Source organism: Mesorhizobium xinjiangense (assembly GCF_009749525.1).
Classification (GTDB): domain Bacteria; phylum Pseudomonadota; class Alphaproteobacteria; order Rhizobiales; family Rhizobiaceae; genus Mangrovimarina; species Mangrovimarina xinjiangensis.
This window is the reverse complement of the sequence record NZ_WOAC01000005.1, coordinates 1-26,111: the sequence shown is the minus strand read 5'-3', so window position 1 is coordinate 26,111 and position 26,111 is coordinate 1. Positions and strand designations below refer to the sequence as shown.

Here is a 26,111-nt window from a genome sequence, read left to right as displayed (position 1 = left end):
AATACGCCTGTCGTTCAACGAGGTGAGCCGGGGCAGGCGACAGACCTTTGGAAAGGTGGGTATCGATGGGCCAACCAAGACTTGCAATAGACCTCGACCGCCTCCGACAGGTGCTCGCAGGCGTGAACCGGTTCGGGTTCAATCCGCAATCCGGTGGATTCAACCGCATCGGCTATTCGGACGCCGACATGGCGGTGCGTGCATGGTTCGAGGACCAGATGCGGGCGGATGGGCTCATGGTGACCCGCGATGGTGTCGCCAATCTGTTCGGCCGTTTCGGACCGGCCAACGGCCCGTGCGTGATGATCGGATCGCATCTTGATACCGTACCGGAAGGTGGCGCTTTCGACGGGGCGCTCGGCGTCTGCGTCGGGCTCGAATGCGTGCGCGCGATCCGGGCTGCGGGCCTGACACCTGCCATTGCGATCGAGGTTGTCGCCACCGCCGAGGAGGAGGGCCGTTTCGGCGGCATGCTCGGTTCCCAGTCGATAGCAGGCGTGGTCACACCGGAATGGCTCGTCACTGCGCAGGACGCAGACGGAGTGACGCTGACCGCCGCCATGGCGGCGCAAGGGCTCGACGCGCTCAATGCGCTGAAGGCGCGACGAAAGCCCGAGGATTTCCACGCCTTCCTCGAACTTCACATCGAGCAGGGCCCGGCACTGGAAAGCCGTCGCCGATCGGCCGGCATTGTCCATTCTGTCGCCGGCGTGCGCAATCTGCGCGTGGATTTTATCGGAAAGGCCAATCACTCCGGCACCACGCCGATGAATCTGCGCGCCGATGCCTTCGCTGGCCTTGCGACGGTTGGCGCGGCTATTCCCGAGATCATCGCGCAACATGGCGGAGAAAACACCCGCGTCACCATCGGCAAGGTCGATCTGCGACCCAATTTCATTCACACCGTACCCGGACAGGCCGAGTTCGTAATCAATCTGCGCGACACCGATGGCGCGACCATGGATGCGGTGGAGGCGGCACTGCGCGACCAGATCGAGGTTGCGGCAAGGGCGTGCAACCTGAAATCCCATATTGTCGAGCAAAGCCGCATCGCCCCGGTGAAGCTGGACTCGACACTTGCAGCCATGCTGCACGAGGAGGCCAAGGCGCTGGGGCTCGGGGCGATCTCAATGCCATCGGGCGCCGGACATGATGCACAGACGATGCAGACGCTGTGTCCCGCCGCACTTGTCTTCGTTCCAAGCCGGGACGGCGTCAGCCATTCGCCGGAGGAGTGGTCGGATTGGGGTGACATCGAGCGAGGCGCAAACCTGATGCTGGCCGCTCTTCTGAGGCTCAGCGGCGCGCGGTGATGATTTCACAGCACACATCAATGTCCTGGCAGGCTTCTCCGATGAGGCGCTGCCGCTTCCAGACCAGCACACCGGCATAAAGCTCGTTATTGAGGATACCGGTGCCTCGACAGACATTGCCTCGGATCCAGGTGTCGCCCCATCCGCATGCGGCCAAGGCGGGGAGCGAAAACAAGGCGCGGCCAACATACATCGCAAAGACGACTCCTTCCGTTTTTCTTCCTGTGGTATGTTTCTGCCTTGCGCTTTCCTCGCAGAGGGAAGAAAGATGGAAAACATTACAGCGTTTGCGCGAAATTGCATTCTTGCAATTCTTATCGGTTGCATGTTCTTCTTGCCTTCCGTGGCTGAAGAGCCGGCCGACATAGCGACTGGAACGCGGCTTGCGGACTTGCTCAGATCTGCCCGAAGTGTGCTTTCGAATTATCAGTCGCTGATCAATGATCCCGCCATTGGCGAGAAGCATCTCGACGGTGAGCGTTTCACGGCAGAGGCGATCGTCCTCTATGCCGAGCGTACCGGCCAGGAATTGATGTCCGGTGATCTGACGCAGCGCGACCGCAAGCTGGTCCAGGCGCAGATCGAGGCCATGCGAGAGGTCATCGACGAACAGCAGGAAGACATAAATCGCCCCGGCATCGGGTTTAAGGGCTTTGTCCCAGCTGTCTTTGCGCGCCTGATGAACGAGAAATTCGCCGCCAAGGTCGGGAACGAGGCGCTGGTCCGCGTGACCGCGCCGGAGAACCTAGTGCGCAACCGAAAGTCACTTCCCGATGCGTGGGAGACGCGAGTTATCGAGGAGGTTTTCTCGGATACTCAGAGGCCGAAGGGAGACGCCTATACCGAAGAGACGGAGGTAAACGACCGCCCTGCGTTCCGGATGCTGCTTCCGGAATATTACACCGAGTCCTGCCTTTCCTGCCACGGCACGCCGAAGGGCGAAATCGACGTCACCGGATATCCGAAAGAGGGAGGCAAAGCCGGCGATATTGGCGGCGCGATCAGCATCGTCTTGTTCAAATGAGCACGTTCGACCGGCAGCAGCGACTCCTCGAAACCGTTTCGGCGCCGACCAGGGGGATCGTGGACCGTCTTGCCAATCTGCCGATCGCCGCACGCGTAGCCGCGCTGACCGCGGCGGGCCTGATCAGCCTGGTCCTGTCCTCCGTATTTCTTACCCAGGCGCTTTATCGCAGTGCCGAGCGTATGGACGAAACCAGGGAGCTGTTCGATCGCGCCGCATCGGCGACCGTGGCCCATGTCGCCTTCGGCGATCTGAGATACTGGCTCACCGATCTCTCCGTTAGCCTGCTGATGAATTCACAGCGCAATGCCGAGCAGGCCCGCGAACGCCTGGAGGTGCAACTGGAGCACCTTGCGAAGCATTCGCCCGAAGCGGTCGAGGAAATCAGAACCGAAATCGACGCCTATGTCGAGATGGCGCTGCAGGCGACCGACAGCTACACGCAGGACAATCGCATCGTCGGCAACGCCTTGCTGGCAAGGGCACGCACACACAGCGCCAATGTCGATGCGGACCTCAACAGGCTCGTCGAGCAGGTCAATACCGAAGCGGAGGCTGCCCGCAACGAGGTGGTCGCGGAGACGCAGAAGACGGCCACCGCCTCCGCCGTCCTGGTGGCCGGCGTGGTTCTGATCGGCTCGCTTCTCACGATTCTCGTTCTGCGCTCGATCGTCGGTCCGCTGCGGCGCGTGAACCGCGTGATCGGGGAACTGACCGAAGGACGCTACGATGTCGAAATTCCCCAGGAAGGCGGCGACGAATTCGGAGCGATGGCAAGAACGCTCTCGCTGTTCAAACAGAGCATGCTTGAAAGGAAAAGGCTCGAAGATGAGGCAGAGCGGCAGAGACGTACGATTGCCGCGGCGCTCGAGGCGATATCCGACGGCTTCGTCCTTTATGATCCGGACGACAGGGTTCTGATCGCCAACAGCAAGTTTTGCGAGATCTTCCCCAGCCACAAGCCAGACACGCTGCGCGGCAAGACCTTCCACGAGATCCTGAAGCAGGATGTGGCGAGGGGGCGGGTCGACCTCGACGGCAAGTCGCCGGAAGAATGGATCGAGGAACGCCTGCGCCTGCACAGGGACCCCGCGGGCCTTGTCGACGAGAAGCGGTTCGGCGACAGGTGGGTCCGCATCACCAAGCACAAGACCCCCGACGGCGGGACAGTCGCCGTCTATACCGATATCACCGAACTCAAGCAGAGGCAGGTCGAGCTCGAGCGGGCCAAGAGTGATGCCGAAGCGGCGAGCGAGGCCAAGAGCCGCTTTCTCGCCTCGATGAGCCACGAGCTGCGCACGCCGCTTAATGCGATCATCGGCTACAGCGAAATGCTGACCGAGGAGGCGCGCGAGCAAAAGCAAGAAGAGCTCGTCTCGGACCTCGAAAAGATAGCGTCCGCCGGACGACATCTCCTTTCGCTCATCAACGACATACTCGATCTCTCGAAGATCGAGGCGAACAAGATGGAGATCTTTCTCGAAACCTTCGATGTCGCCGAGCTGCTCGGCGACGTTTCGGCCACCGTCGCACCGCTGATGGCGAAGAACCGGAACGAGTTCGTACAGGACCTTCAGGACGATCTGGGGACGATGCATTCCGACCAGACCAAGCTGCGCCAGAACCTCTTCAATCTGCTCAGCAATGCGGCCAAGTTCACTGAAGACGGCCAGGTGAGCCTTGCGGTGCGGCGCGAAAGAAGGGCGGACGACGATTGGCTGGTGTTCAAGGTCGCCGACACCGGGATCGGTATGACCCAGGATCAGCAGGATCGGCTTTTCAATGCCTTCACACAGGCCGACGCTTCCACGACCCGGACCTACGGCGGCACGGGACTGGGCTTGAGCATCACTCGCAGCTTCTGCCGCATGATAGGCGGCGTCGTCACCGTCGAAAGCGCAGCCGGAAATGGCTCACTGTTCACGATGGAAGTCCCTGCGGTATGCAGGCAGGAGGTCGAAAAGCCGCCGACGGTCGAGCCACCGCCGATCACGCGGCCGGATCGTATGGTCCTCATCATCGACGATGAGCCGGCAGCCCGCAGCATCATCGCGAAAGCCCTGGCGGAGGCGGGACTTGCCTCCCTGGAGGCCGCAAGCGGAGCGGAAGGAATAGCTGCCGCCCGTACACATCGGCCGGCCGCGATCATTCTCGACATCATCATGCCGCATCAGGACGGCTGGTCAGTGCTGCGCGCGCTGAAAAGCGACCCCGAACTGTGCACTATTCCCGTGGTCCTGGCGACAATCCTGGCGGATCGCGAGCTCGGCCTGTCTCTCGGCGCGGTCGAATATCTGACCAAGCCGATCGACACCGACAAGCTGATCCGGACGATCGAGGCTTGCGGAGGCGGCAACCGCGACGTGCTGATTGTCGACGATGACAAGGCCTCCCGCGAGTTTCTCCGCCGCATCCTGGTGAAGAAGAAATGGACGGTCCATGAGGCGGCTGACGGCGCCCGCGGTCTGGAACTGATGAAGCAGCTTCTGCCGCGCCTGGTTCTGCTCGATCTCCTGATGCCGGAAATGGACGGCTTCCAGACGCTCAGCGAGATGCAGAAGATTCCGGAGCTGCAAGACATTCCGGTCGTCGTGGTAACTGCGAAGGACCTTTCGGCAAAGGAGTTGCGGTGGCTGCACGACCGAGCTGTTGCTGTCGTAACCAAAGGTGCAAACAGCAGGTCCCAACTGGGCGAAGCCCTCGAGCGTCAGCTGGCATCACATGAATCTGGCGGTGCGACCGGCGCCGACAGCAGAAGCGCATAGCCGGAGGAGACCGGGAATGACGAAAATCCTTCTGGTTGAAGACAATGAGATGAACCGCGACATGCTTTCGCGGCGATTGTCCCGCAGCGGCTTCGAAGTGCTGATCGCCGACAATGGAAAGGCCGGCGTCGAGCTTGCCGTTTCGGAGAAGCCGGACCTGATCCTCATGGACATGAGCCTGCCGGTGATGGACGGCTGGGAGGCGACCCGGCGGATCAAGGCCGATCTGGCCACGTCCAGCATTCCCGTCATCGCGCTCACCGCGCATGCAATGGCCGGCGATCGGGACATGGCGCTGGAGGCCGGCTGCGACGATTATGACAGCAAGCCGGTCGACCTGTCGCGGCTCGTCCGGAAAATCGAGCAGTTGCTCGCCACAGCTCGCTGAAAGATGAGTGCCGGGAACGAATTCCAACGCAACGCCATCGCCGCCCATGTGGCACAGCGGCTGGCCGGTCCTGCGCGGGCGATCCTCGGCTTCCAGGAACTGCTGCTCGAGCAGGCGCGCGATCTCGGTCTGGCCGATATGCAGACCGACCTCGAGAGGATCGGTGTTGCTGCAAGGCAACTGAACAGCCTTGTCGATCGCCAGGTCCACGGCAACGCCGAACGACCGGAGGGAGAGGAAGCCGAAACGGAGGCGAGACTGCGCCACGATCTGCGCACACCGCTGAATGCCATCATCGGCTATTCGGAGATGATCCTTGAAGAAGCAGGCGACCAGCACGCTCTGAAAGAGGATCTCGGCGTGATGCTCGCGGCGGCGGCCGAGCTTGTGAAGCATGTCGACGCGATCGCTGGTCTCTCGCGCGGGGAAGCGATCGAGACGCTTCAGCCGGCGGATCAAAACGAGATCGACGCGGCGCAACTCGAACGGCTCCTGTTCAAGGCCGAGCACCAGGCAGCATTCGAACAGGCCGGCAGGATTCTCGTCGTCGACGACGTCGCCAGCAATCGTGATCTTCTCTCCCGCCGGTTGCGGCGTGAAGGCCATCGGGTCGTGTCAGCGGATTCCGGCCTGTCTGCGCTCGCGCGGCTGGAGGACGACGAATTCGAACTCATCCTGCTGGATATATTGATGCCGGACATGAACGGCATCGAGATCCTCTCGCGGCTGAAGACGGACAAGCGCTGGCGGCACATTCCGGTGATCATGATATCGGGGCTGAGCGAAGTCGCTGCGGTGGCCCGCTGCATCGAGGCGGGAGCCGACGACTATCTGACGAAGCCGTTCAACCCGATACTGCTGCGCGCCCGCATCAACTCCACCCTCGAAAAGAAGCGCTGGCTCGACCGCGAGCACCGCTACCTCCAGCAGATCGAAGCGGAGAAACAGCGCGCCGATTCGCTTCTTTATGCGATCCTGCCCGGCCAGATCGTTGCCCGGTTGCAGCGTGGTGAGAAGATTATCGCCGACCGCTTCGAAGAGGTTTCCATCCTGTTTGCCGACATCGTCGGCTTCTCGCCCATCGCGGCGAGGCTGCCGCCATCCGATCTGATCAGGCGCCTGGACAGCATGTTCAGCAAGTTCGATCTGCTCACACAGGAGCATCGCGTGGAGAAGATCAAGACGATCGGAGACGCCTATATGGCCGCCTGCGGCGTCCCGGAGCACGCCGCGGACCACGCCGACAGGATCGTGGCACTCGGCAGATCGATGCTGGCCGCATTGCGGAACATGCCCCCCGACGCCCACCCATTCCGGATCCGCATCGGCATCCACTCGGGCCCGGTCGTCGCCGGGCTGATCGGCCGGCATCGTTTCGTCTACGACGTGTGGGGAGAGACCGTAAACATAGCGAGCCGTCTCGAATCACAGGGTGTCGCCGATCGCATGCAGATTTCCGAGGCGACCAGGCGCGCCTGCCGTACTCCATGGGCGCTCGAGCCACGCTGCGCGCTGGAGCTACGGGGCATCGGCATGATCGAGACCTACCTTGTTCAATAGGTCATGATCGATGGGGATCGGCGGCTATTCTCGGCGGTGCGGCGATCCGGCAGGACCGACCATGCGGCTGCCCCGCGCCGCCCGTGTGATCCAGAACCCACCTTTTCGCCGTGGGCGCCGGCGCACATATCTTTGCTTCAAACGTCACCGTTTGAGCGGGACATGTTCTATAGCCTATCGAGTTCGAGGGGTAACCTCACCGTCCTGGTGTGTGCCTTCCGCGTCGCTCTGGCCCGTGGAGACTGCGCGCTCTCTTGCGGCCACCTTGGCTGCCAGCTTCTCTGCTTTCTTCGCTGCCTTGATGCGGTCGCGTTCCTTGCGTTCGTGATTGTAGTTCGGCGCTCGCGCCATGCTGACTCCATCATCTGTTTGCTGGAGCATGAATACGAAGATGAGGCTGGAAATACAATGACGGACATACAATTTCCTGCCACGCAGGGTGTCACCTATGCTCGCGCGCCGAGCGGGAACTCCCTCCCTTGACTGTGAATCGACGCCCGAATCAATGAAATTGCCTTGAAAAACTCCACCTCAGGCGACGCTGGCGCTAAATGCTCCTGAGCGGAAGCCTTTTACGAGGCCTTGTTTTGAACATCGGCAGCACCTATATAGGCAGCATCGATCTTGTTGCCGGACTTTGTAATTTCGCGGAAAGCCGCGCTCATAACGATCTTCCCTATCAAAATCGACTCAAACGCATTGTCACGCATTCGGCGTGGCGAGCACTGCACATCGTGACCGATTGAAAGGAACTCGTCATGAGCATCGGAACCGTGAAATTCTTCAATGCCACCAAAGGCTTCGGCTTCATTCAGCCCGATGACGGCGCCGCGGACGTATTCGTCCATATCTCGGCCGTCGAGCGCGCCGGTATGCGCACCATCGTCGAAGGCCAGAAGCTGAGCTTCGACGTTGTCAAGGACAGCCGCTCGGGCAAGAGCGCCGCAGAAAATCTGCAGGCTGCGTAAGCATTCGTCTTAGAGCGCCGTGCGTCCATTCGGACGCACAAAGGACGTTCTATCTTTTTGTTTTCCGCATTTATGCGGACGTCAGGTGAGTCCACCTGACTGCAAAATGCTATAGAGCCGTGACCGCGGATGTACCGGCACGGATCGTCGGGACGAGAGGAAAGGTCGGGCTTCTGCCCGGCCTTTTGCTTTCAGCCCGATCGGAAGGAGATCAATGACATGACCAAGGACAATCTGTTTCGGCCCATGCCAACGAAGTCGCAGAGCAAAGCGGAACTGACCGACAGTACGGCGCGCGCGATCATCCAGGCGGAAGCCGATGACCGCGAAGGCAAGACTCGGAGGTTGAGGCAGGCGCGTCTGCAAATGGAGGCGCGGCAGCCTGCACCCGCGGCAGTCAAGCACCGTATTGCAAAGAAAGCGAAGAGGTTCGCTTCCCGCTCTGCAGCCTGAGCACCGGATGTGTGCCTGATTGCCAACACGCGTCCTGCCAGGGCGCACGCACAACGTTGGAGACCTTGTGAAAAACAATGTTGCCGCCGGCGCCCCCATTGAAAGGGCCGCCATTGAAAGGAAAGGGCGCTGCTGGACCACCGTTCTTGCACAGTACAAAGAACCCAGTCCGACCCGCAGCACCATCGAAATAGCCGTTACAGCACTACCTTTTGTCGCGTTGTGGGCATTGACCGCGATAGCCGTTGTGCACGGCCACTGGTGGGGGCTCCTGCTGACGATCCCTGCGGCCGGCTTCTTGGTTCGCCTTTTCATCCTGCAGCACGACTGTGGTCATGGCACTTTGTTCGCGCGGCGCGGCATCAACGATTGGATAGGCCGCGTCATCGGCGTCTTCACTCTCACGCCCTACGATTACTGGCGCCGCACCCATGCCGTACATCATGCAACGGCAGGCAATCTCGACAAGCGGGGGATCGGCGATGTCACAACGCTTACGGTCAGCGAGTATCGTGCATTGTCCAGGTGGGGTCGCGCGCGCTATCGGCTCTATCGCCATCCCCTGGTCATGTTCGGTCTCGGCCCGGCCTGGCTGTTCATCTGCCAGTTTCGACTGCCGTTCGGCCTCATGCGTGCCGGAATACAGCCTTGGATGTCGACGATCGCCACCAGCCTTGGAGTCGCCCTTCCGATGGCGATCCTGATATGGCTTATGGGGGTCGCACCCTTTCTCATGGTGCAAGTGCCAATCACCTTGATGGCGGCCACCGCGGGCGTCTGGCTTTTCTACGTGCAGCATCAGTTTGAAGAAACGCACTGGTCCGAAGGCGACGATTGGAACTTTCAGCACGCCGCACTGCACGGCAGTTCGCACTACGACCTTCCCTTTCCTCTGCGCTGGATCACCGGAAACATCGGCATCCATCATGTCCATCACCTGTCATCCAAGGTGCCGTTTTATCGCCTGCCGGAGGTGCTGCGGGATCATCCCGATCTGCGCGACTTGGGCCGCATAACCTTTCTCCAGAGCCTAAGATGCGTCAAACTCGTGCTGTGGGACGAAAGCACCAGGCGCCTTATCTCGTTTCGAGAAGCGCGGGCTTCAAGCTAGTCGAAAACAGCACCAGTGGTTGTGTGCATCAAGTTCAGCAAATTGGGGCGGCCACGAGGCTGCGTAATAAACGGCTCGAGTCGACCCAAATCGGTCAAAGACGGCTCGCATTGCAAGGTCTGTCTTCTCCAGATAGGCGGAAATTCGTGTTTTCTGGCGGGCCAGTATTCGTACCAGTTCATACATTGAATTTTAGCTCCAAGAGCCCCAGTCGATGCTCCCGGGAGCGCCGTCTCCGCACCAGGCTTAGAACCGCTTGGACAGACGCAGGAGCCCGCCATGGCTGGAATAGTCGTCGCCAAAGGCGCCGTCATATTCGAGCTTAACCTCCAGATCGTTGTCCTCGTTGGTGAAGGAGATGCCGGCGCGCAGCTTGGCGACCACATCGGCAATGGGGAGCGTCGTGCTGAAGGTGCCGGCGCCGTCGGGAGCAGCGGTCAGCGTGGCGTCCGTCTCCCATGCATCCTCGCTCGAGAAGCTGACGCCGGCCGAGGCGAAGCCGCCCATATTCCAGCCGTCTGTCAATGGCCTGCTGCCGCCGATCTCGACCGCCGGGGTGGCGATAAGGGCCGTCTGCTCCTGCGAGAAAACGTCGAGATTGTAGATCCCCGCGCCGCTTTCCGTATAGCCGGAAGCATGGGTGTAGACGACATCGAGATCTACTGAAGGGCGCAGATAGGCGCGCTCGGTGCCCATCGTGTAGGCGGCGCGCAGGCGCGCACTCAGCGTGGTGACATCGGTGTTGCCCTCAGCCGTGCCGGAAAAGTCCGGCAGGAACAGGCTGCGCGTAGTGTCGAAGGAGCCATAGCTGCCAGCCAGCGCCGCCGACAGAGTGAAATCACCGAAGCGCCGACCGAGCGCAACGGCGAGATAGCCGGTGCCGCCGTCGGCGCTGGTGAGACCGTCGGTGCCGTCGAACTGGCTGTCCTCGTAGCCGATGGCGCCGCCGGCAAACCAGTTGTCGCCGAATTCCACCTGTCCGCCGGTACCAAGGCCCCAGACGGTGCCGTCATAGCCCGGCAGGCCATCCTGCTCGATGGCGGCGCCGCCGGCATCGGCCCAAAAACAGCTTTCCTCGTTACGGCGTGTCGCCTCGCCAGAGAAGGTGGGGCAGCGCAGCGCACCATCGAGCCGGCCTGCGGCCAGCGTCGCCTGCGCGGCGGCTGCAGCCTGCGAGCCGCCGGGCGACAACGAGGAGAGCGCCGCCGCATAGGAGGCTCCGCCATCCTCCTCCCACGACAGCATGTTGATGCCGCCCAGGAGCCTGGCATAGCGGCCGGAGTCCCTGTCGAAGATCGCATCGAGATGGCGCCCGGCCTCGCGCTGGTTATCCGACAACATGTCGAAGGCATTGGCAAAGCGCGAGTCGATGGCCTTGACGCGGATCTCCTTGTCGACGGTGCGGGCGGAAAAATCCACCGCCGGGCTGTCGATCGCGTCGATGCCGCCGGTGAGGTTTCCTTCCACATTGAGCACGCCGAGCTCGACGTTTCTGACGAGCGTCTCCGTGTCGAGATGAACGCCGCCGGCAAGATCGGCGTCGCCCTCCACGATCAGCCTGCCGCTACGGCGCGCATCGAAGTCGACGCCCACCTGGACGAAGCCTGCGTCGGTCTGCGTGAGATCGCGGGTAATGCGGGTCTTGTCGCGGGACCCGCTGTCGCCGACCACGAGCCGGCCGTTGTTGACGATGTCCGCCACGTACAGCGAAGCGCCGATCAGGCTGCTGTGGGAGTTGTTATAAACGGTTCCCGCCGAGAGGTAGATGTTGTCGTAGACCGTACCGCCCTCATCGATGGTCACGTCCAGCTTGGAGTAGTCGGCGACCGTATATCCGAAGTAGTAGATTGACCACGCATCAGAGTCGCCGGCCGCAACCGAACCCGTTTCGGAAACGGTGAGGGTGTTGTTCTTGCCGTCGATCATGTAGATGGCCGCCGCGCCGTCGCCCGTTCCGCCGGTGACCCTACCGTTCACCGTGCCGGTGATGGTGCCCAAGAAGTCGGAGTTTCCGCCGCTGAGGCTCGTGCTCTGGGCAAAGATGCCGATCGAGCCCGCGCCGTTCGTCGTGAGCGTGCCGGCTTGGGAGAACGTCACGTCGCCGGACGTGCTGATGCCGTCGTAGCCGGATGCGGTGGAGCCGTAGATCGTCTCGCCGCCTCCCCAGGTGTTGTAGATGCCGCCGCCGCCGCCGATGGACTGCGCGACGATGCCGTGGGCCCGATCGCCATGGGTGGTGATGTTGTTGTCGATGTTCACAGAAACAGCGTGGCCCGAGCCGGAGCTGTCGGCGCCGGTGTAGTAGTTCGCGGCGTCCACGGAGCCGCCGGTGTTCCCGGCGATGCCGCCGCCGCCGCCGATGGACTGCGCGATCACGGCGTGCGCCCCGTTGCCTTCGGTGGTGACGCTGAGGCCGCTGAGATGCAGCGCAACGTCTCCCCCATCTCCACTCGCCCCATCCTGTCCGCCAAACTTCAGGGGCGTATTCGTGGTCACGGTGCCCGCGCCGCCGATGCCGCCGCCACCGCCGATGGACTGTGCGACGATGCCGTGCGCATCGATACCGGTGGTATGGATGATGCCTGACATCGACAGGGTGACCGCCTCGCCGTCGCCGGCTGCGCCGCCCGACCCACCTACCGTGAGGCTCGCCACACTGTCGGACGATCCGCCCCCGCCGAGGCCGCCGCCACCGCCGATGGACTGCGCCAGGACGCCGTAGGACCTGTCGCCCTTCGTCTGGATGCCGGACCAGGGCGCGACGACGTCGAGCTTGACTGTCCCGCCACTGCCACTCGATCCACCGGAGCCACCGACGCTGAGGTCGATCGAATGGCTGTCGTCATCGGTCGCCGCCTCGGAGTTCCCCGCCCCACCAATGCCGCCGCCGCCGCCGATGGACTGGGCGACGACGGCGTGGGCGTCATGCCCCTGCGTCAATACGCTGAGCGCGCTTCCGGAGGTGATCGTAACAGCCTTGCCATCGCCGGATGAACCGGCGGAGCCGCCGATGCCGCCGCCGACGGTGATTCCGCCCGAAGCGCTGTCCGAGCCGTCGCCGCCCTGGCCGCCGCCCCCGCCGATGGACTGCAGGAGCACGCCGTAAGCTGCAAATCCAGACGTGCTGACGAGATAGTAATCGTCACTCCCGTAGGTATCGACGAACGTGGCATTGACTGCGCCGCCGTCTCCGCCCGCTCCGCCATGTCCGCCGATCGCGAGGTCGATGGATGCCGTCGCGTCGCTTCCTGCCGCGGTGGAGGTGCCCCCCGCGCCACCGCCGCCGCCAATCGACTGCGCGACGACGCTGTCCGCCCAGTCTCCGGTCGTCGTCACATGGCCGTTGTCGATGGTGACATCGACGTCGCCGCCATGGCCGCCGGTGCCTCCGCGCCCGCCCAGCGAGGCGGTGAGGGTATAATTCGTGTCTTCGTCGCCGCCTGCGAAGCCGTCGCTGTCGGAGCCTGCATCGTTGCCGACCGAGCCTGCGAGACCTCCGGAGCCTCCGATGGACTGGGCGAGAATGCCGTCCGCATCGCCGCCGGTCGTGCTGATCGAACCGTTCGCGGTGACGCTGACCGTGCCGCCGGTCATGCCGTCGCCGGTCTCCGACCCGATGTTGACGTTCACGCTGCCGGAGATCGGACCCTCATCTTCTCCCTCGGCCGCCTCCTCGCCCTCGCCGCCGCCAACGGATGCGCTGCCGGACAGGCCGATCGTACCGCCTTGCCCCGTGCCGCCGCCGCCGCCGATGGACTGCGCCAGAACGCCGCGAGAGCCCGAGCCGGTGGTGGTGATGCTCGTGCCGTCCTCGAAATGCACCGTGGCCGAGCCGGGCGCGCCGCCACTGCCCCCTTTGCCGCCGAGACCGATGTTGGCGCTCAGGTTGAAGCCTCCGCCGATCTGGTCGTTGCTCGCGCTGCCGACGCCACCATTGCCGCCGCCGCCGCCAATGGACTGCACCACCACCGCGTTGGAATGATCGCCCGCGGTGTGAACCCAGACGGTATCGTTGAGCGCCACGCTGGCGGCTCCGGTATTGCCGCCGGCGCCGCCCGCATTGCCCACCGCGGTGGAGATATCCGACGAGACCGTGTCGAGGTCGCCGATCGTGCCGGAGAGCGAAGAGGCGCTGCCGCCGTTGCCGCCGCCATGGGCGATCGACTGGGCAAGCACGCCGATCGAGCCGTCGCCGCCCGTCTGAACGTGCGTTGAGCCCGTCAGCGTGGCGGCCACCGTCCCGCCCGCGCCCGCTACGCCGCCCTTGCCGCCGACCGAGGTCGTGATGCTCGCGGCAAAGGGCGGAAGGTCGACTTCCGCGCCCGGAAAGGCAACGGTCATTGCATCGGCGACCGATGTGCCGCCGTTGCCGCCGCCGCCGCCGATCGACTGCGCCACCACGCCGTGGGAGTCGGTCACCCCGTCGATGACGTTACCGTTCTCGTCGATCCCGGTGGAAATGGTCGTGGAGGCGACATTCACGCTGACCGTACCGCCGGACCCGCCGGAGCCTCCCGAGGCGCCGACCGAGGTGTTGATGCCGAGGCCCACCGAGGCGCTGTAGCCGGCAGCCGAGCCGCCGTTTCCGCCGCCGCCGCCGATCGACTGCGCCACGACGGCGGACGAATGCGTCCCGGTGGTCGTAAGTCGGCCGCCGCTGAGCACCGTCGTAGCCTCGACGCCCGCGCCGCCGCTGCCGCCAGTGCCCCCCACCTGCACCGGCAGAATGTCTTCCACGTCGGCCGACTTGGCGCTGCCGCCGTTGCCGCCGCCGCCGCCGATCGACTGCGTGAGGAGGCCCGGGGCGTTGCTGCCCTGCGTCGTGAGCGTGAGATTGTCGAAGGTCATCAGCGCCGGGCGGCCGTCCGAGCCCGCGCCTCCCGAGCCGCCGATCTGCAGCGTCGCGACATCGAGTGCGCCAGCCCCGTTTGCAGTGCCGCCGTTGCCACCACCGCCACCGATGGACTGGGCCATGGCGCCGACGGAGAAGTCGCCCGACGTGATGATGGTGGACCCGGGCTGCGACGGGGCGGGTACTTGCGAGCCGTCGTCGCTCGGGCTGCCGTCCACCTGGTTGCCGGAGTCGGTATAGTCACAGCCATCGTAAGTATTGCTGACGCAGGCATGTCCGCCGTAGCCTCCGCCGGAGCCTGATCCGCCGATGCCGAGGCCAGCGCCGACCGACACGTCGACGACGTTGCCGCCCGAGCCACCGCCACCGCCGATCGACTGTGCGACGAGGCCGTGCGAGAATTCACCCGCAGTCGAGACGATGCCGCCGACGTGGAAGATCCGCGCGACACCGGCACTGCCACCCGCACCGCCGGAGCCGCCGACAGCGGCGACGCCGGCGGCGCCCGCTCCCACGCCGCCGCCGCCGCCGATCGACTGGACGAGGATGCCGACAGCGGCGTCGCCCGTCGTCGTCACGTCGTTGTTGTTCGTGACGTAGGCGGTTGCCGAGTTGTTGGCGCCTGCCCCAGCGTTGCCGCCAACGCTGATCGCGCCGCCAGCGGCCCCAGCCGCGCCGCCGCCGCCCGACAGCGTCTGCGCCACGATGCCGTTCGCGCCGTACCCGGTTGTCGTCACCGCACCGGTGTTGTTCACAATCGCGTCCTCGCCGCCGCCGCCTTCGCCGCCCTGGCCACCGAGCGCGAGAATGATCCCCTCGCCCACACCGCCCACACCGCCGGACCCACCGATCGACTGCACGAGCAGGCCATAAGCATACTGCCCATGCGTCGTCACATCCGCGCCGGACGTGATCTCGACCAGGCCGGCATCGCCGCCGTTGCCGCCGTTGCCGCCGTCACCTGCCAGGACGTCGGTGAAATCGCCACCGACACCGCCGCCACCGCCGATGGAGTGCAGCGTCACGCCGGCGGCGTGGTCGCCCTGGGTGGTGATCGTCGTGCCCGATGAGGCGTAGACGCCGACCTTGCTGCCATCGCCACCTGCTCCGGCCGTGCTGGCATTGCTGCCGCCGATCCCGCCAACGGACTGGCCGAGAATGGCATAGCCCTCCTCGCCGCCCGTCGTGATGGTGGCTCCCTCCATGAGGTTGATCTGGATGCGGCCGCCGTAGCCGCCGGCTCCGCCGCTGGTGCCGTCGCTTCCGTCACCGCCGTTGCCGCCGAGGCTGCGGGCGGCGACGCCCATGATGCCGGCTCCCGACGCCGAGATCGCGGCAGCGTTCTGAACGGTTAACGTGGTGTAGCCCTCACTCCCATCGGCGTTGATGCTTGCGCCGCCGCCAGCGCCGCCGTCATGGTCTTTGTCGGGGCCCGCTCCACCATCGCCGCCCTGCGAGATGGCGTACATGGCGGCGGACGGGCCGGTCGGCGTCCCACCGCTCGACTCAATGGTGATGTCGCCGTTGGTCGTCAGGGTAATCGGACGCGCGGACTCGCCTTTGCCGCCCGGGTCGGAGTTGTCGCCCGAGACGATGCCGTTGCCGCCTTGGCTGCGAGCATAGATGCCGTGCACGCCTTGCGGTGCGCTGTCCCAGCCATTCCAGTAAAGCGAGATCGCGGCGTTGTTGGTGACCGAGATGGTCCCCCCGGCACCGCCTTCGCCATTCTCCGAGCCGCCGTTGCTGCCGTCGCCAAATGCGTAAATGGCGTGACCTCCGCCGTCGCCCGTGAATGCGTTGCCCTCGGCGCCGATGTGGATCTCGCCGTTGTTGACCACGGTGACCGTCTTCGCGTCGCCGCTGTTGCCGCCCTTCTGATCGCCTGCACCGGAATTCATGTCGCCGCCGGCGCCGGCACTCGCGCCGGCGTAGATCCCGGTCACCGTGGGTCTGGAACTCCCGGCAGACGCATCGATGGTGATCGTTCCGTTGTTCGTGAGATTGATCGTGCCGCTGTCGCCGCCACGTCCGCCGTCATCTCCATTATGACCGGGTCGCGCGCCGGCGCCGCCATTTGCCTGCACGAAGATGCCATTGACATGGCCCCAGTTGCCGCCGCCGCCCTGCAACATGATGTCGCCGTTGTTGGTGAGCGTCAGCGCGCCGCCACTGTGAGCGGTTGCATCGCCCGTGTCGCCGTCGTCATTGCCTGCGGAGCCGTCCAGCTCCAGATGCAGGATAACGGACTGATTGGCAGTGGACGCGGTGATATCGGCGTCGTTGGTGAGGGTGTACGGTTGGTCGTCCACGTTTGTCCCGGTGTCCACGACGCTCACTCCGGTCGTGCCCTCTCCGGATGGCACGGTACACGAGTTCCAGTCCATTTCAGGACTCCCGCAGCTGTAATAGCTCTGCGCCGCCGCCGGGAGGACCGGCCACAGGCCGGCGATGAAGGTTACGGACCCTAGAAGGCGCGCCCTATGAGCGGCGCGTTTGTCGTTAGGCCGGGTTGGCATGGTGATTTCCTCGCGGTGAGCAAACAAATAAGCGAACTGCCGGTCGATGGCCGCGACACCCCCTTATTTGCATGGGAAAATTGACGAGAGAGTTTTGGGCGTGTTGTAAAACTCGATGAAGCGAAAGTGCTTTATGGCGCGAAGTCCTCCACGCTGAGACAGTCCGCTCAAGCAATGTTGCTTGCCAGAATTCTCGGGTGCGTGCGGGGTCCCTCATCAGATCGCCCCCAGAAGTCGCATGCCGGCCATACCGGTCTCATACTCCCATCGTCCATTGCGCTATGCTGCGCGCTGGCCCGGTCCAGCACTCGATCAACCAAGCCTGTGCAGAAGATAGAACCATCGGCTCTACAATTGGCACTACTGAAATCTATTCAATTCTGACTGAATCTTGCAAAATTGCGCTCGGTTGCTCATGTTTCCGGACGATTAACTGATCAAATAGGGGCAATACATCAACAATTGAATTCCATTGAATTCTATTCAATTCTTGCAGCGCGCGATCGTACTTGCGCCAGCGCTCAACCCCTGCCAAGTATAAGTTGCATATTCACGGACGTGCGGCGGGAGACCCGTGCAAATGCTCAAGGATGCTTGACCTCAAGACAATTCTGATTGTCAGTCTCGCAACCGCCAGCCTGCAGGCGGTAGCCTGGTTGTTCGTCTGGCTGGCATGGCGACATCTCTACGAACTCACGTTTCTCGCGGCAGGTTTTAAAGCCATCGCGATAGGGCTTCTCCTGCTGCTCCTGCGGGGAGAGCCGCCTGCCGTCTGGTCCATCGTTCTGTCCAACACAGTCATCAAGCTGGGTGTGGTCCTGCTCGCTGAAGGTCTGGCGCGCTTTTTGGGTCAGCCACGCTACACTTGGATCGGTGCCTCGCTGCTCATCTGCTATAGCGTGATCTGGAGCGTCGCCGTTGCCGTCGACCCAAGCAACATCGCCATCCGCGTTCACACATCCACGCTCTTCACGCTAATCATCATGTCGATGATGTCTTTGGCGCTGCTGCGTGACAGGACGCAGCCCTGGCTGTTGCGCTGGATGACGGCAGGCGTGTTTGCCTACTATATGGCGGCCAGCATCCTTCACAGCGCCATAGAATACTGGCTTCCCGCCGATCCCCAGGACATCACGGTCCTGAACGATCGCAACGCCTGGTATCTGCTGCAGGGCATCTTGTTCCTGATCGCTTTGTTTGCCTGCCTCCTGTTCATGGTCAACGCGAAGCTGTCCGCTGACCTGCGCGAGAAGAACGATGCCTTATCCCGGGAAATATTGGAGCGGCGCAGGCTGGAAAGCCGATTGAATACCAGCCTTGAGACCGAACGGGCCCTTCGTGAGGAGCAGACCGACTTCATGCGTGTTGTCAGTCACGAGTTCCGCACGCCACTGGCGGTCATCCGCAATGCAGTCGACATGATCGGCCTTGTCGGCGACAGATCGCGTGAAGCAACGAAGGAACGGCTCTCTGGCATCGGCGAGGCACTCGACCGACTGTTTTCCCTGATCGATCGCTTCATGGCGAACGACCGCGACAACGGCTTTCTACCGGAACCGATAGAGGTTGCATCCCTTGTTGCCAGCGTGAAATTGCATTTTGAGATGCGCAGGCAAAGTGAACGCTTGCACTTCCGGACGGACGACGAAGCGCCTGCGATTTTCGTCGACGCGGATATGTTGGCCACCGTCATCATCAATCTCATCGACAATGCACTCAAATACTCGCCGCAGGATTGGCCAGTCCACATTGAGGTGCTGGTTGAAGACGGCGTCGTTCAATTCCAAGTACGTGATCGCGGTATCGGCATACCGAAAGCCGAACTGCACAAGATCGGGCGACGCTTCTTTCGGGCTTCCAATACAAAGGCCGGGACTGGCACCGGGCTCGGTCTCTATTCTTCTCGCAAATTGCTTGCCTATCATGGCGGTTCGTTGGAGTTGCTTCCCAATGAAGGTGGGGGAACGTTGGCTGTCGTGCGCCTGCCTTTGACAAGCGCAGCCGCCGATTTGACAGGGACAGAGGAGATAGAAACTTGACGCATATACTGATCGTCGAGGACGAGTCGCGCCTGCGCAAGGATCTGGTCGATTTTCTTATCCTATGCGGCTTCACGGCCGAAGGTGTTGCGACCGCGCAGGGTTTGCATCAGGCGCTGGCTCATGACGAACTGCCTGACATAATCATCCTCGATGTTGGGCTCCCCGACGGCAACGGATTTGAACTAGCTGCCGAAATCCGCGCGGTTCATCGCTGCGGTATCATCATGCTCACAGCTCTTAGCGAAAGCGACGATCGTATTCGGGGCTTTGAAAGCGGCGCAGACATCTATCTCGTGAAGCACAGCACGCTGCGCGAGATCGAAGCCGCCATCCGCAGCCTGTTGCGGCGAACGGGAGATCAGGCCGATGCGGCGGATGATGCCGAGGAAACCTGGATATTGAACAGCAAAAACTGGACTCTCACAGCGCCGAACCAGCATTCTATCAAATTGACGGCAACCGAGTTTTCTCTCTTGAATACACTTTGCGAGCATGGGGGCGACGTTTGCGAACGCGAGAATCTTGCCGAGACGATTGCCCGTCCCAGGACTCATTTCGACAACCGTTATCTCGATGCCGTCATTAGCCGTCTACGTCGCAAGATTGACGAACACACCCATCTTCAGGCCCCGATCAAGGTCATTTATGGTGTCGGCTATGCATTTACGGCACCGGCCGTCGTTCAATGATGGCGCAGGAAAATCGGCCATCTGAGTTCCGGTAACAAATGACAATGCATTGTCTGCGACAGCAATCCCGCCTTGCGGCTGGTGAGCTTATTCGCGAGGTCTAATCTTCACGAATCCAGAGATTGGGCCGGCCTTCTCGACTGAGGAAATACAAAATGCTGTACGCGACAATTGTGGAATCGAGTATGAATGCAGTGAGGTAGCCTGCAATCCATGGTTGCCCGATATTGCTTAGATAAAGATAGACCATGAACGCCTTCTCGATGGTACTGAACAGCATGGTCTCGAACCGCAGCCATGGGCGAAAACCCGCGACCACCATCAGCACGCCTATTCCAAAGACCATGATGCCCCAATGCCGCAAAGCGGGCACACTGGAAGGCGTATAGTCCACAAGCCCACCGAATAATGGCGTGATCAGATCGATGTCCATCGCGAAGGGCAATGTCCCGCACGTCGCCAAGCCGAAGACGACGAGAAACCATTTGATGGTGCGGGCAATGAAGGCGTTTATGACGCTCATGTTTCACCTCGGCATCGCTAGGTAATGAAAGACAGCGCTGCCGAGCATCGTGTTTTTCGAAAGAGGCGAGCGGTTATGAGCCGCTCGCCGTATCGTCGACCGAACTGCCACAAGGCTACTTGCCCATAGCCGATTGGGCCGCTGCAATCTTCGCTTTCACGGAGTCGAGGTTGAAACTCGCGCCCTTCTGCATCGGCGGGAATTCGATAGCGGACTTCGCAAGTTTCGCGACCTGATCCTGAACAAATACGAAGCGCCAGAATTCGTACTTGAACCAGTCGAAATACTGCAGCGAGCCCTCCTTGGTTCCACTGTCAGGCCAGCCAGCGCGTTCGAACGGATCGAGGCGCAAATTCGTGAGATAGGGCGCGGAAACCTCGGTCTTGCCCCCCAGCCAGCCTTCCGGCTGATCGATAAAGCGATATTTGTAATCCCCGATCCGCACGGCGCCCAGTTGCGTTTCGGCGAAATACCACACTTCGTCCCGGTTTGATGGCCCCTTACCGGTCAGCAGGTCCAGCTGATTGTAACCATCGAGGTGAACCTTATATGTCTCATCCCCGATCTGCTTTCCCGACCTTAACTCTTGAGCGATGTTCGGATTGCCGGCAGCCGCAACCAAAGTCGGAAACCAGTCGAGGCCGGACATAATTCCGTTTTCAACCTCGCCAGCCGGTATCTTGCCTGGCCAATAGGCGATTGTAGGCACTCGGAAGCCGCCTTCCATCACCGTACCCTTGCTCTGGGCAAAGGGTGTCATTCCGCCATCGGGCCACGTGAAGAGCTCTGTTCCATTGTCCGTGGTGATGACGAGGATCGTGTTGTCATCCTCCCCGATATCTTCCAACTTCTGTATGACCGAGCCGACTATATCGTCGAACTGAGCCATCCCGGCTTCCTGGATCGACCAGCCATTGTCCGAGTTGCGCATGGACTCATATTTTGGCGACAGATGCGTCACGATGTGCATGCGCGTCGGATTGAGCCAGACGAAGAACGGCTTGTCCTCACTTTCAGCCTTGTCGATGAACGCAAATGTATGCCGGAGAATCTCGTCGTCGACGGTCTCCATGCGTTGCGGACATAATTCACCCGCGTCCTCGATGCGTTGCTTTCCGACCTCGCCCCAGCGAGGGTCCACCGTCTCATCTTCCTCGTTGGTGGCCCTGCTGTGGACCATGTTGCGCGGCCCAACTTGCGACCTCAATTCCTGCGGATAGTTGGGGTGGCAGGGATCTTCCATTGCGTCGAGATGATAGAGATAGCCGAAGAACTCGTCGAAGCCGTGCACGGTCGGCAGAAACTCATTCTTGTCTCCGAGATGATTCTTGCCGAATTGCCCGGTTGCATAACCCATGTCTTTAAGGGCCGTCGCGATTGTCACTGCCTGTGCCGGCAGACCGATTGGTGCGCCAGCCTGCCCAACCGTTGTCATGCCGGTGCGGATGGGCAATTCACCGGTAATGAATGCCGCGCGGCCGGCGGTGCAACTGGCCTCGGCATAGTAATCGGTGAACAGCATGCCCTCATCGGCGAGCTGATCGATATTCGGCGTCTCGCCCGCCATCGTTCCCCGGTGATAGGCGCCGATGTTCCACATCCCGATATCGTCGCCCATGACAACGACGATGTTGGGCTGCTCTTGCTCTTGGGCCATTGCCGGGGCGCTCACCGCTATAAAGACGGCCGACGACAGGCTGATGCAAAATTGCCTGGCTAACTTCATAATGCGTTCCTCGTCCTTTGGCTGCCAACGCGGTGGTGGCAATCTCCACCTTGCGCAGCGGCTGCGACAGTGGGGGGAATAGATGATTTCGAGCCCAGGTCCGGCACAGCCGAAGCGGGCTTGAAAAGCATTCGCTGCCCAGTTGCAAACTTCAAACCACCACCGGCGGAAGATGCTCCATTGCGGCAGCCCAATGCCAAGCCAGCCATAATGGTAAAGCCTCTATCGTCACGATTTCCACTGAACAAAACGATTCAATTCTAACTGAATCTTGCCCTCCTGCCCTTCGATTGCAGTTTCGGCATCTGATAGAGAGATCAGTCCTGAAACTGCAAGGTCCAGCCGCACGAGCCTGAAAGGCTTGGTGGCCCAAAGTGCGGTTGAGCACCTTCGCGTGCGGTCGGAATTGCGGACGACCACGGAGCCTTGCAAGTGTCGCAACTGCAAGCGCGCCGTAAGAATTCAATAGAATTGAATGTTTGATGTTTCGACCACCGTCGACCTATTGAAAAGCATGATGTGATGCCGGCCGGCTATCGGCACAGTTGGCGGACGAGACATCGGGTGTCTGATGCGGCCTTCATATCGGGGCGGTATGGAATCTTTAGATGGCTCGATGAGCTCGGTCAGCACTTTCAACACAGTGATGCACTTGGTGCCCCCTACATGCCGCCGAACGTCCTTCCACCGTCTTCCGACAGATCGATATTCAGTTGCTTGGAGAGGGCTAATGATGAGCAGAAAGAAACTCACCAGTTTCGGCGCCGCGGCGCTTGCGCTGTGCCCGATGAATGCGTTGGCCGACGGCGCGCGTGATTGGATCAATGTTCCAGTCGATATGAACTTTCTTTATGTCTATTACACCTATTCGAATGCGGAAGCCTCGATCGATTCCAACCTGCCGATCGACGGCGCATCGGTTCATGCGAGTGTGCCGATCCTGCGCTATGCTCGGTCGTTCGATATCGGCGGTCGGGTGGGTGCCATTCAGCTGATTGCGCCTTATGGCTTCATCGATGCGCAAATCGACGGCACTTCCGTCGAAAGTTCCACTGACGGAGTAGGTGATATCCAGGCCATCCTAGTTGCCAGCATCTACGGTGCGCCGGCACTGAGCCAGGAAGAGTTTGCACACTGGAAGCCGGAGCAATATCTCACCGCCTCCCTGGCAATTACCGCACCTACTGGCAGGTATGACCCGGACAAGATCCTAAACGTGGGCAAGAACCGCTGGGCATTCAAACCCCAGCTCTCCTGGGGGCAGCCATATAATTGGGGCGCCCTGCTTGCCGTCAACGCCAACGTGCAGCTATTCACTTACAACGACGAATACCACGGCAGCAGTGTGCTCGAACAGGATCCTCTCTTTTCGATTGAAGCGCATTACAGCCAGAACCTTACCAGAGCGCTCTGGCTATCGGCTGATGCCTTTTATTCCTACGGAGGAGAAACCCGCATTGATGATACCGAGCAGGATAATGTTCAAAACACACTGAGACTTGGCGTAAGCGGCAGTTTCAACTTCACTCCCGTAGACGCCATTGCCGTCAGCTTCAACAGCACCGTGGCGAAGCGCGATTCGACGCCAAGCGCGCAAACCTTTTCAATCAACTACAATCATGCGTGGTAGGCGCGACCGCAGAGAGGCCTCACATGCGCGGCCGTAATCAGCGCAACTGTAATCGCGGCTGACGGCGGAACCACTTGAGATTTTTGCCGATGACTGTGCCTGGTCCATCTGTCGGGCTAGGCATTGGCCAGCTCACTGGTTGCGGCCGGTGGCGATGTCGTCGACGGCGAAGCCCTGACATTGGTCGGCGGCTCGTCCATCGTCCGCGTGGGCGACGGTTCACACGATGGCATGGAGATGACTACGACTATCAAGGCGGAGCTCGCCGGCTTATCCACTAGAGTGGCATTAGACAGGCTGAAGCCTGTCCACGTGCATTTCGTCGCCAACCGTCAGCCACTGCCCCTAGACAGACGACATCTATTCCCAAACTGAAAGGGTGTGCGCCAAAGGCGATCTGCCTGGTTTGCGTCGCGACGTGAAGCCTGCGACGGCTGCGCTTGGAAGGCGTTAGTAAAGGCTGAAGAAGGACGGAAGATAGCCGGCGGCATGAAAGTGCTCAATGAGTTCCAGCACCGGGAAGACAGCGAGAAAATAGAGTCCATCGAAGAGCGTCCGCTTCAGCGCCAGGGGCGAAAACGTGGTTTCTGGATCGTCCAGGTAAAGACGCGGGTTGGGCCAAAACAGCGGCGTGCGGGCGGCGTAGACTGCATAGGCGGTCTCGAACCGTCCGCGCAGGAAGGCTTCTTCACGTGCGGCAGTTGCCAGGAAGATCTGCCAAGTGACGAATGAAAGCAGCAGGCCCATCAGCACAGAGCCGTACATCAGTCCGACGCCGGCCGCGCCAATTGTGGAGAAGAAGTAAAGTGGATTGCGCGTCATCGAATAGGGACCGCGCGTCGTCAGTTCCCGATTCTTTTTCGAGCCGATGTAGAGCGCGCTCCACAGCCGTCCCAGAATGCAGGCAAAGACCAAGCCGACACCGGCAAACTCAACCGCTTCATGGGATCCATTCGCCTCGTTCCATCGCGAGGTGGAGAATATTGCAGTCGCAGCGACGAGAACCCCGCCCGCCCATAACAAGCGGATGCGCTTGCGCTGGTCGAAGGCCTGCGGTGCGGCTGAGGTCGACATGAAATTCCCCTTTTGGAAGTGAGCGGTCTTTGGGGCAGGAATGCAGCATTGGTGTGATTGCATATAACGTCGAAATTGAGGAGCGGCCATTGTTGCTTGATGTGAACGCCCGGTTTAGCCACACATAGCTGCCTTCGCGAGCCGGCTCGTTGGGCGACGTTCTTCCACCCGATTGCGACAGTGCCACTTCGTAGAGGCGATGACCGGCAGCCGGTTCTCCACATTGGCCCCGAAGCACCGGAAGGGGACGAGGGCAACTGGCTTGCTACAGCTCCTGGCAGGGGGTTCTTTGCGATCCTGAGGCTCTATCTGCCCCAGCAGGCTGCGCTCGATGGCAGCTGGAAACCCGGCGATATCGAGAAGGTACAATGACGGATTTTCGATCAGCTCACTGACCCTCTATGCAGGTGCAATATCGCGTGGGGCCGACAAGGAAAGCAACCAGATGGGGAAATGCCCCACGAATGCCGGATATGCGATCGGCATTCGTGGGCGCTAAATTTAGCCAGGCTTACCCGACCCGTTAAGATTGGGAGGTCACCAACGAAGACTACAGCTCTTATGGTTGCACTCGGCGGACTGCTGCTGTCGGGGGGAACCGCGATGGCCCAGGATGCCGCTGCTGCGCAGGCGAACAATCCGCTGGCGAACACCACCGCGGTCAATTTCCAGACGCAGTATACGGGCGAGCTTTCGGGGCTGAACACGGACGCGAACCAGTTCTATTTCCGGGTGGCCCAGCCCTTCAGCTTCCTCGGCGGCAGATGGCTTGCGCGAGCGACGCTGCCGGTCAACACATTTCCGACGGCCCCCGATCTAAGGCCTGTTGAGATTCAGGATTCCACCCGCGGCTTGAACATGATTCAAGCTTCGGATGGAACGATTCGTACTGACGGACGCCCATTGGAACACGGTCTTCAAGCGATACCGCGACTGGGTCAAAGCCGATGTTTTCATTCGGCTTTTCCAGGCCTGCTCGGACGAGCCCGACATGGAATACGCCATGGTCGACGCCACCATCGTCAAGGTCCACCGCCACGGCCAAGGCGCAAAAGGGGGACTCAGAGCCAGGCCATAGGCCGCTCCAAGGGCGGCATGACAACCAAAATCCTCGCGCTGACCGACGCCTTGGGCAACCTCGTACGCTTCGTGCTCCTCCCCGGCCACCGCTTCGACACCGTCGGCGTGCCGCCGCTGATCGACGGGCTCTGTTTTGATGCGCTGATCGCCGACAAGGCCTTCGACAGCAACGCTATCGTCGCTGAACTCAACGAGCGCGGTGCAAAGGTGGTCATTTCCCAGCACCAGCGCCGGTCTCAACCTCTGCCCCTCGATGCCGAAATGTACAAATGGCGTCATCTCGTCGAAAACTTCTTCTGCAAGCTCAAAGAGTTCAAACGCATCGCCATGCGCGCCGACAAAACCGACACCTCGTTCATTGCCATCATCCATCTCGCAGCCGCCGTCATAAATTCAC

The 26,111-nt window shown here is 61.4% G+C and carries 18 protein-coding genes and 1 pseudogene; 14 read left to right on the top strand and 5 right to left on the bottom strand.

Going from position 1 to position 26,111, the window contains the following annotated elements; all coding sequences use genetic code 11:
- Positions 1-65 precede the first annotated feature (65 nt).
- Entirely contained in the window at positions 66-1,313 is a 1,248-nt protein-coding gene (locus tag GM909_RS07260) for a Zn-dependent hydrolase (RefSeq protein WP_157015553.1), read from the top strand.
- Here GM909_RS07260 and GM909_RS25720 read toward each other — a convergent pair.
- Positions 1,297-1,506, bottom strand: coding sequence for a hypothetical protein (locus GM909_RS25720; RefSeq protein ID WP_198174158.1), 210 nt, complete (start codon positions 1,504-1,506; stop codon positions 1,297-1,299). The genes GM909_RS07260 and GM909_RS25720 overlap by 17 nt on opposite strands.
- Before the next feature lie 75 nt (positions 1,507-1,581).
- Here GM909_RS25720 and GM909_RS07250 point away from each other — a divergent pair, with 75 nt between their 5' ends.
- The 8 genes from GM909_RS07250 (at position 1,582) to GM909_RS07215 (ending at position 9,582) form a co-directional block, all read left to right on the top strand.
- Complete coding sequence (locus GM909_RS07250) at positions 1,582-2,337, top strand: Tll0287-like domain-containing protein (protein WP_157015552.1); 756 nt, start codon at positions 1,582-1,584, stop codon at positions 2,335-2,337.
- Complete coding sequence (locus tag GM909_RS07245; RefSeq protein ID WP_157015551.1) at positions 2,334-5,102, top strand: response regulator; 2,769 nt, start codon at positions 2,334-2,336, stop codon at positions 5,100-5,102. The genes GM909_RS07250 and GM909_RS07245 overlap by 4 nt, the downstream gene beginning before the upstream one ends.
- A 16-nt stretch (positions 5,103-5,118) precedes the next feature.
- On the top strand, positions 5,119-5,490 hold the full coding sequence (locus tag GM909_RS07240) for a response regulator (RefSeq protein WP_157015550.1): 372 nt from the start codon (positions 5,119-5,121) through the stop codon (positions 5,488-5,490).
- A gap of 3 nt (positions 5,491-5,493) precedes the next feature.
- Positions 5,494-7,050, top strand: coding sequence for an adenylate/guanylate cyclase domain-containing protein (locus GM909_RS07235; protein ID WP_157015549.1), 1,557 nt, complete (start codon positions 5,494-5,496; stop codon positions 7,048-7,050).
- 587 nt (positions 7,051-7,637) lie between these two features.
- Complete coding sequence (locus tag GM909_RS07230; RefSeq protein ID WP_157015548.1) at positions 7,638-7,796, top strand: hypothetical protein; 159 nt, start codon at positions 7,638-7,640, stop codon at positions 7,794-7,796.
- A gap of 12 nt (positions 7,797-7,808) precedes the next feature.
- The gene (locus tag GM909_RS07225; RefSeq protein WP_157015547.1) at positions 7,809-8,018 is read left to right on the top strand and encodes a cold-shock protein; all 210 of its coding nucleotides are present in this window, start codon (positions 7,809-7,811) and stop codon (positions 8,016-8,018) included.
- A gap of 219 nt (positions 8,019-8,237) precedes the next feature.
- A complete protein-coding gene (locus GM909_RS07220) occupies positions 8,238-8,471 on the top strand; it encodes a hypothetical protein (protein WP_157015546.1) in 234 nt (77 codons plus the stop codon).
- A gap of 97 nt (positions 8,472-8,568) precedes the next feature.
- Positions 8,569-9,582, top strand: coding sequence for a fatty acid desaturase (locus tag GM909_RS07215; RefSeq protein ID WP_235911747.1), 1,014 nt, complete (start codon positions 8,569-8,571; stop codon positions 9,580-9,582).
- A gap of 246 nt (positions 9,583-9,828) precedes the next feature.
- Here GM909_RS07215 and GM909_RS07210 read toward each other — a convergent pair whose 3' ends face one another.
- Positions 9,829-16,818, bottom strand: coding sequence for an autotransporter outer membrane beta-barrel domain-containing protein (locus GM909_RS07210; RefSeq protein WP_157015544.1), 6,990 nt, complete (start codon positions 16,816-16,818; stop codon positions 9,829-9,831).
- Positions 16,819-17,540: 722 nt separating this feature from the next.
- Here GM909_RS07210 and GM909_RS07205 point away from each other — a divergent pair.
- Together GM909_RS07205 and GM909_RS07200 are read left to right on the top strand one after the other, a co-directional pair.
- A complete protein-coding gene (locus GM909_RS07205; RefSeq protein ID WP_157015543.1) occupies positions 17,541-18,989 on the top strand; it encodes a sensor histidine kinase in 1,449 nt (482 codons plus the stop codon).
- Complete coding sequence (locus GM909_RS07200; protein WP_157015542.1) at positions 18,986-19,681, top strand: response regulator transcription factor; 696 nt, start codon at positions 18,986-18,988, stop codon at positions 19,679-19,681. Before GM909_RS07205 ends, GM909_RS07200 begins: the two co-directional genes overlap by 4 nt.
- 100 nt (positions 19,682-19,781) lie before the next feature.
- Here the strand turns inward: GM909_RS07200 and GM909_RS07195 are convergent, their stop codons facing one another.
- Together GM909_RS07195 and GM909_RS07190 are read right to left on the bottom strand one after the other, a co-directional pair.
- Entirely contained in the window at positions 19,782-20,204 is a 423-nt protein-coding gene (locus tag GM909_RS07195; protein WP_157015541.1) for a hypothetical protein, read from the bottom strand.
- Positions 20,205-20,319: 115 nt separating this feature from the next.
- A complete protein-coding gene (locus GM909_RS07190; protein ID WP_157015540.1) occupies positions 20,320-21,930 on the bottom strand; it encodes an arylsulfatase in 1,611 nt (536 codons plus the stop codon).
- A gap of 730 nt (positions 21,931-22,660) precedes the next feature.
- Between GM909_RS07190 and GM909_RS07185 the strand changes: the two genes are divergently transcribed.
- Entirely contained in the window at positions 22,661-23,560 is a 900-nt protein-coding gene (locus GM909_RS07185; RefSeq protein WP_198174156.1) for a transporter, read from the top strand.
- A gap of 450 nt (positions 23,561-24,010) precedes the next feature.
- On the opposite strand, the gene GM909_RS07180 is transcribed toward GM909_RS07185, so the two are convergent.
- Positions 24,011-24,724, bottom strand: coding sequence for a methyltransferase family protein (locus tag GM909_RS07180; RefSeq protein WP_235911721.1), 714 nt, complete (start codon positions 24,722-24,724; stop codon positions 24,011-24,013).
- Between the two features lie 81 nt (positions 24,725-24,805).
- Between GM909_RS07180 and GM909_RS07175 the strand changes: the two genes are divergently transcribed.
- Both GM909_RS07175 and GM909_RS25715 read left to right on the top strand, forming a co-directional pair.
- Positions 24,806-25,006 carry a DUF1214 domain-containing protein gene (locus tag GM909_RS07175; protein WP_198174173.1) on the top strand — a complete coding sequence of 67 codons (201 nt, stop codon included), beginning with the start codon at positions 24,806-24,808 and terminating at the stop codon, positions 25,004-25,006.
- Between the two features lie 529 nt (positions 25,007-25,535).
- Positions 25,536-26,111: pseudogene (locus tag GM909_RS25715) on the top strand (IS5 family transposase); the annotation flags it as partial.

What these genes read in the sequence shown, in the direction of transcription:
- GM909_RS07180 (WP_235911721.1), bottom strand. Translation starts at nt 24,724, where the DNA reads ATGGCCGCTCCTCAATTTCGACGTTATATGCAATCACACCAATGCTGC.
- GM909_RS25720 (WP_198174158.1), bottom strand. Translation starts at nt 1,506, where the DNA reads ATGTATGTTGGCCGCGCCTTGTTTTCGCTCCCCGCCTTGGCCGCATGC.
- GM909_RS07240 (WP_157015550.1), top strand. Translation starts at nt 5,119, where the DNA reads ATGACGAAAATCCTTCTGGTTGAAGACAATGAGATGAACCGCGACATG.
- GM909_RS07245 (WP_157015551.1), top strand. Translation starts at nt 2,334, where the DNA reads ATGAGCACGTTCGACCGGCAGCAGCGACTCCTCGAAACCGTTTCGGCG.
- GM909_RS07225 (WP_157015547.1), top strand. Translation starts at nt 7,809, where the DNA reads ATGAGCATCGGAACCGTGAAATTCTTCAATGCCACCAAAGGCTTCGGC.
- GM909_RS07185 (WP_198174156.1), top strand. Translation starts at nt 22,661, where the DNA reads ATGATGAGCAGAAAGAAACTCACCAGTTTCGGCGCCGCGGCGCTTGCG.
- GM909_RS07220 (WP_157015546.1), top strand. Translation starts at nt 8,238, where the DNA reads ATGACCAAGGACAATCTGTTTCGGCCCATGCCAACGAAGTCGCAGAGC.
- GM909_RS07205 (WP_157015543.1), top strand. Translation starts at nt 17,541, where the DNA reads ATGCTTGACCTCAAGACAATTCTGATTGTCAGTCTCGCAACCGCCAGC.
- GM909_RS07190 (WP_157015540.1), bottom strand. Translation starts at nt 21,930, where the DNA reads ATGAAGTTAGCCAGGCAATTTTGCATCAGCCTGTCGTCGGCCGTCTTT.
- GM909_RS07195 (WP_157015541.1), bottom strand. Translation starts at nt 20,204, where the DNA reads ATGAGCGTCATAAACGCCTTCATTGCCCGCACCATCAAATGGTTTCTC.
- GM909_RS07250 (WP_157015552.1), top strand. Translation starts at nt 1,582, where the DNA reads ATGGAAAACATTACAGCGTTTGCGCGAAATTGCATTCTTGCAATTCTT.
- GM909_RS07210 (WP_157015544.1), bottom strand. Translation starts at nt 16,818, where the DNA reads ATGGACTGGAACTCGTGTACCGTGCCATCCGGAGAGGGCACGACCGGA.
- GM909_RS07235 (WP_157015549.1), top strand. Translation starts at nt 5,494, where the DNA reads ATGAGTGCCGGGAACGAATTCCAACGCAACGCCATCGCCGCCCATGTG.
- GM909_RS07260 (WP_157015553.1), top strand. Translation starts at nt 66, where the DNA reads ATGGGCCAACCAAGACTTGCAATAGACCTCGACCGCCTCCGACAGGTG.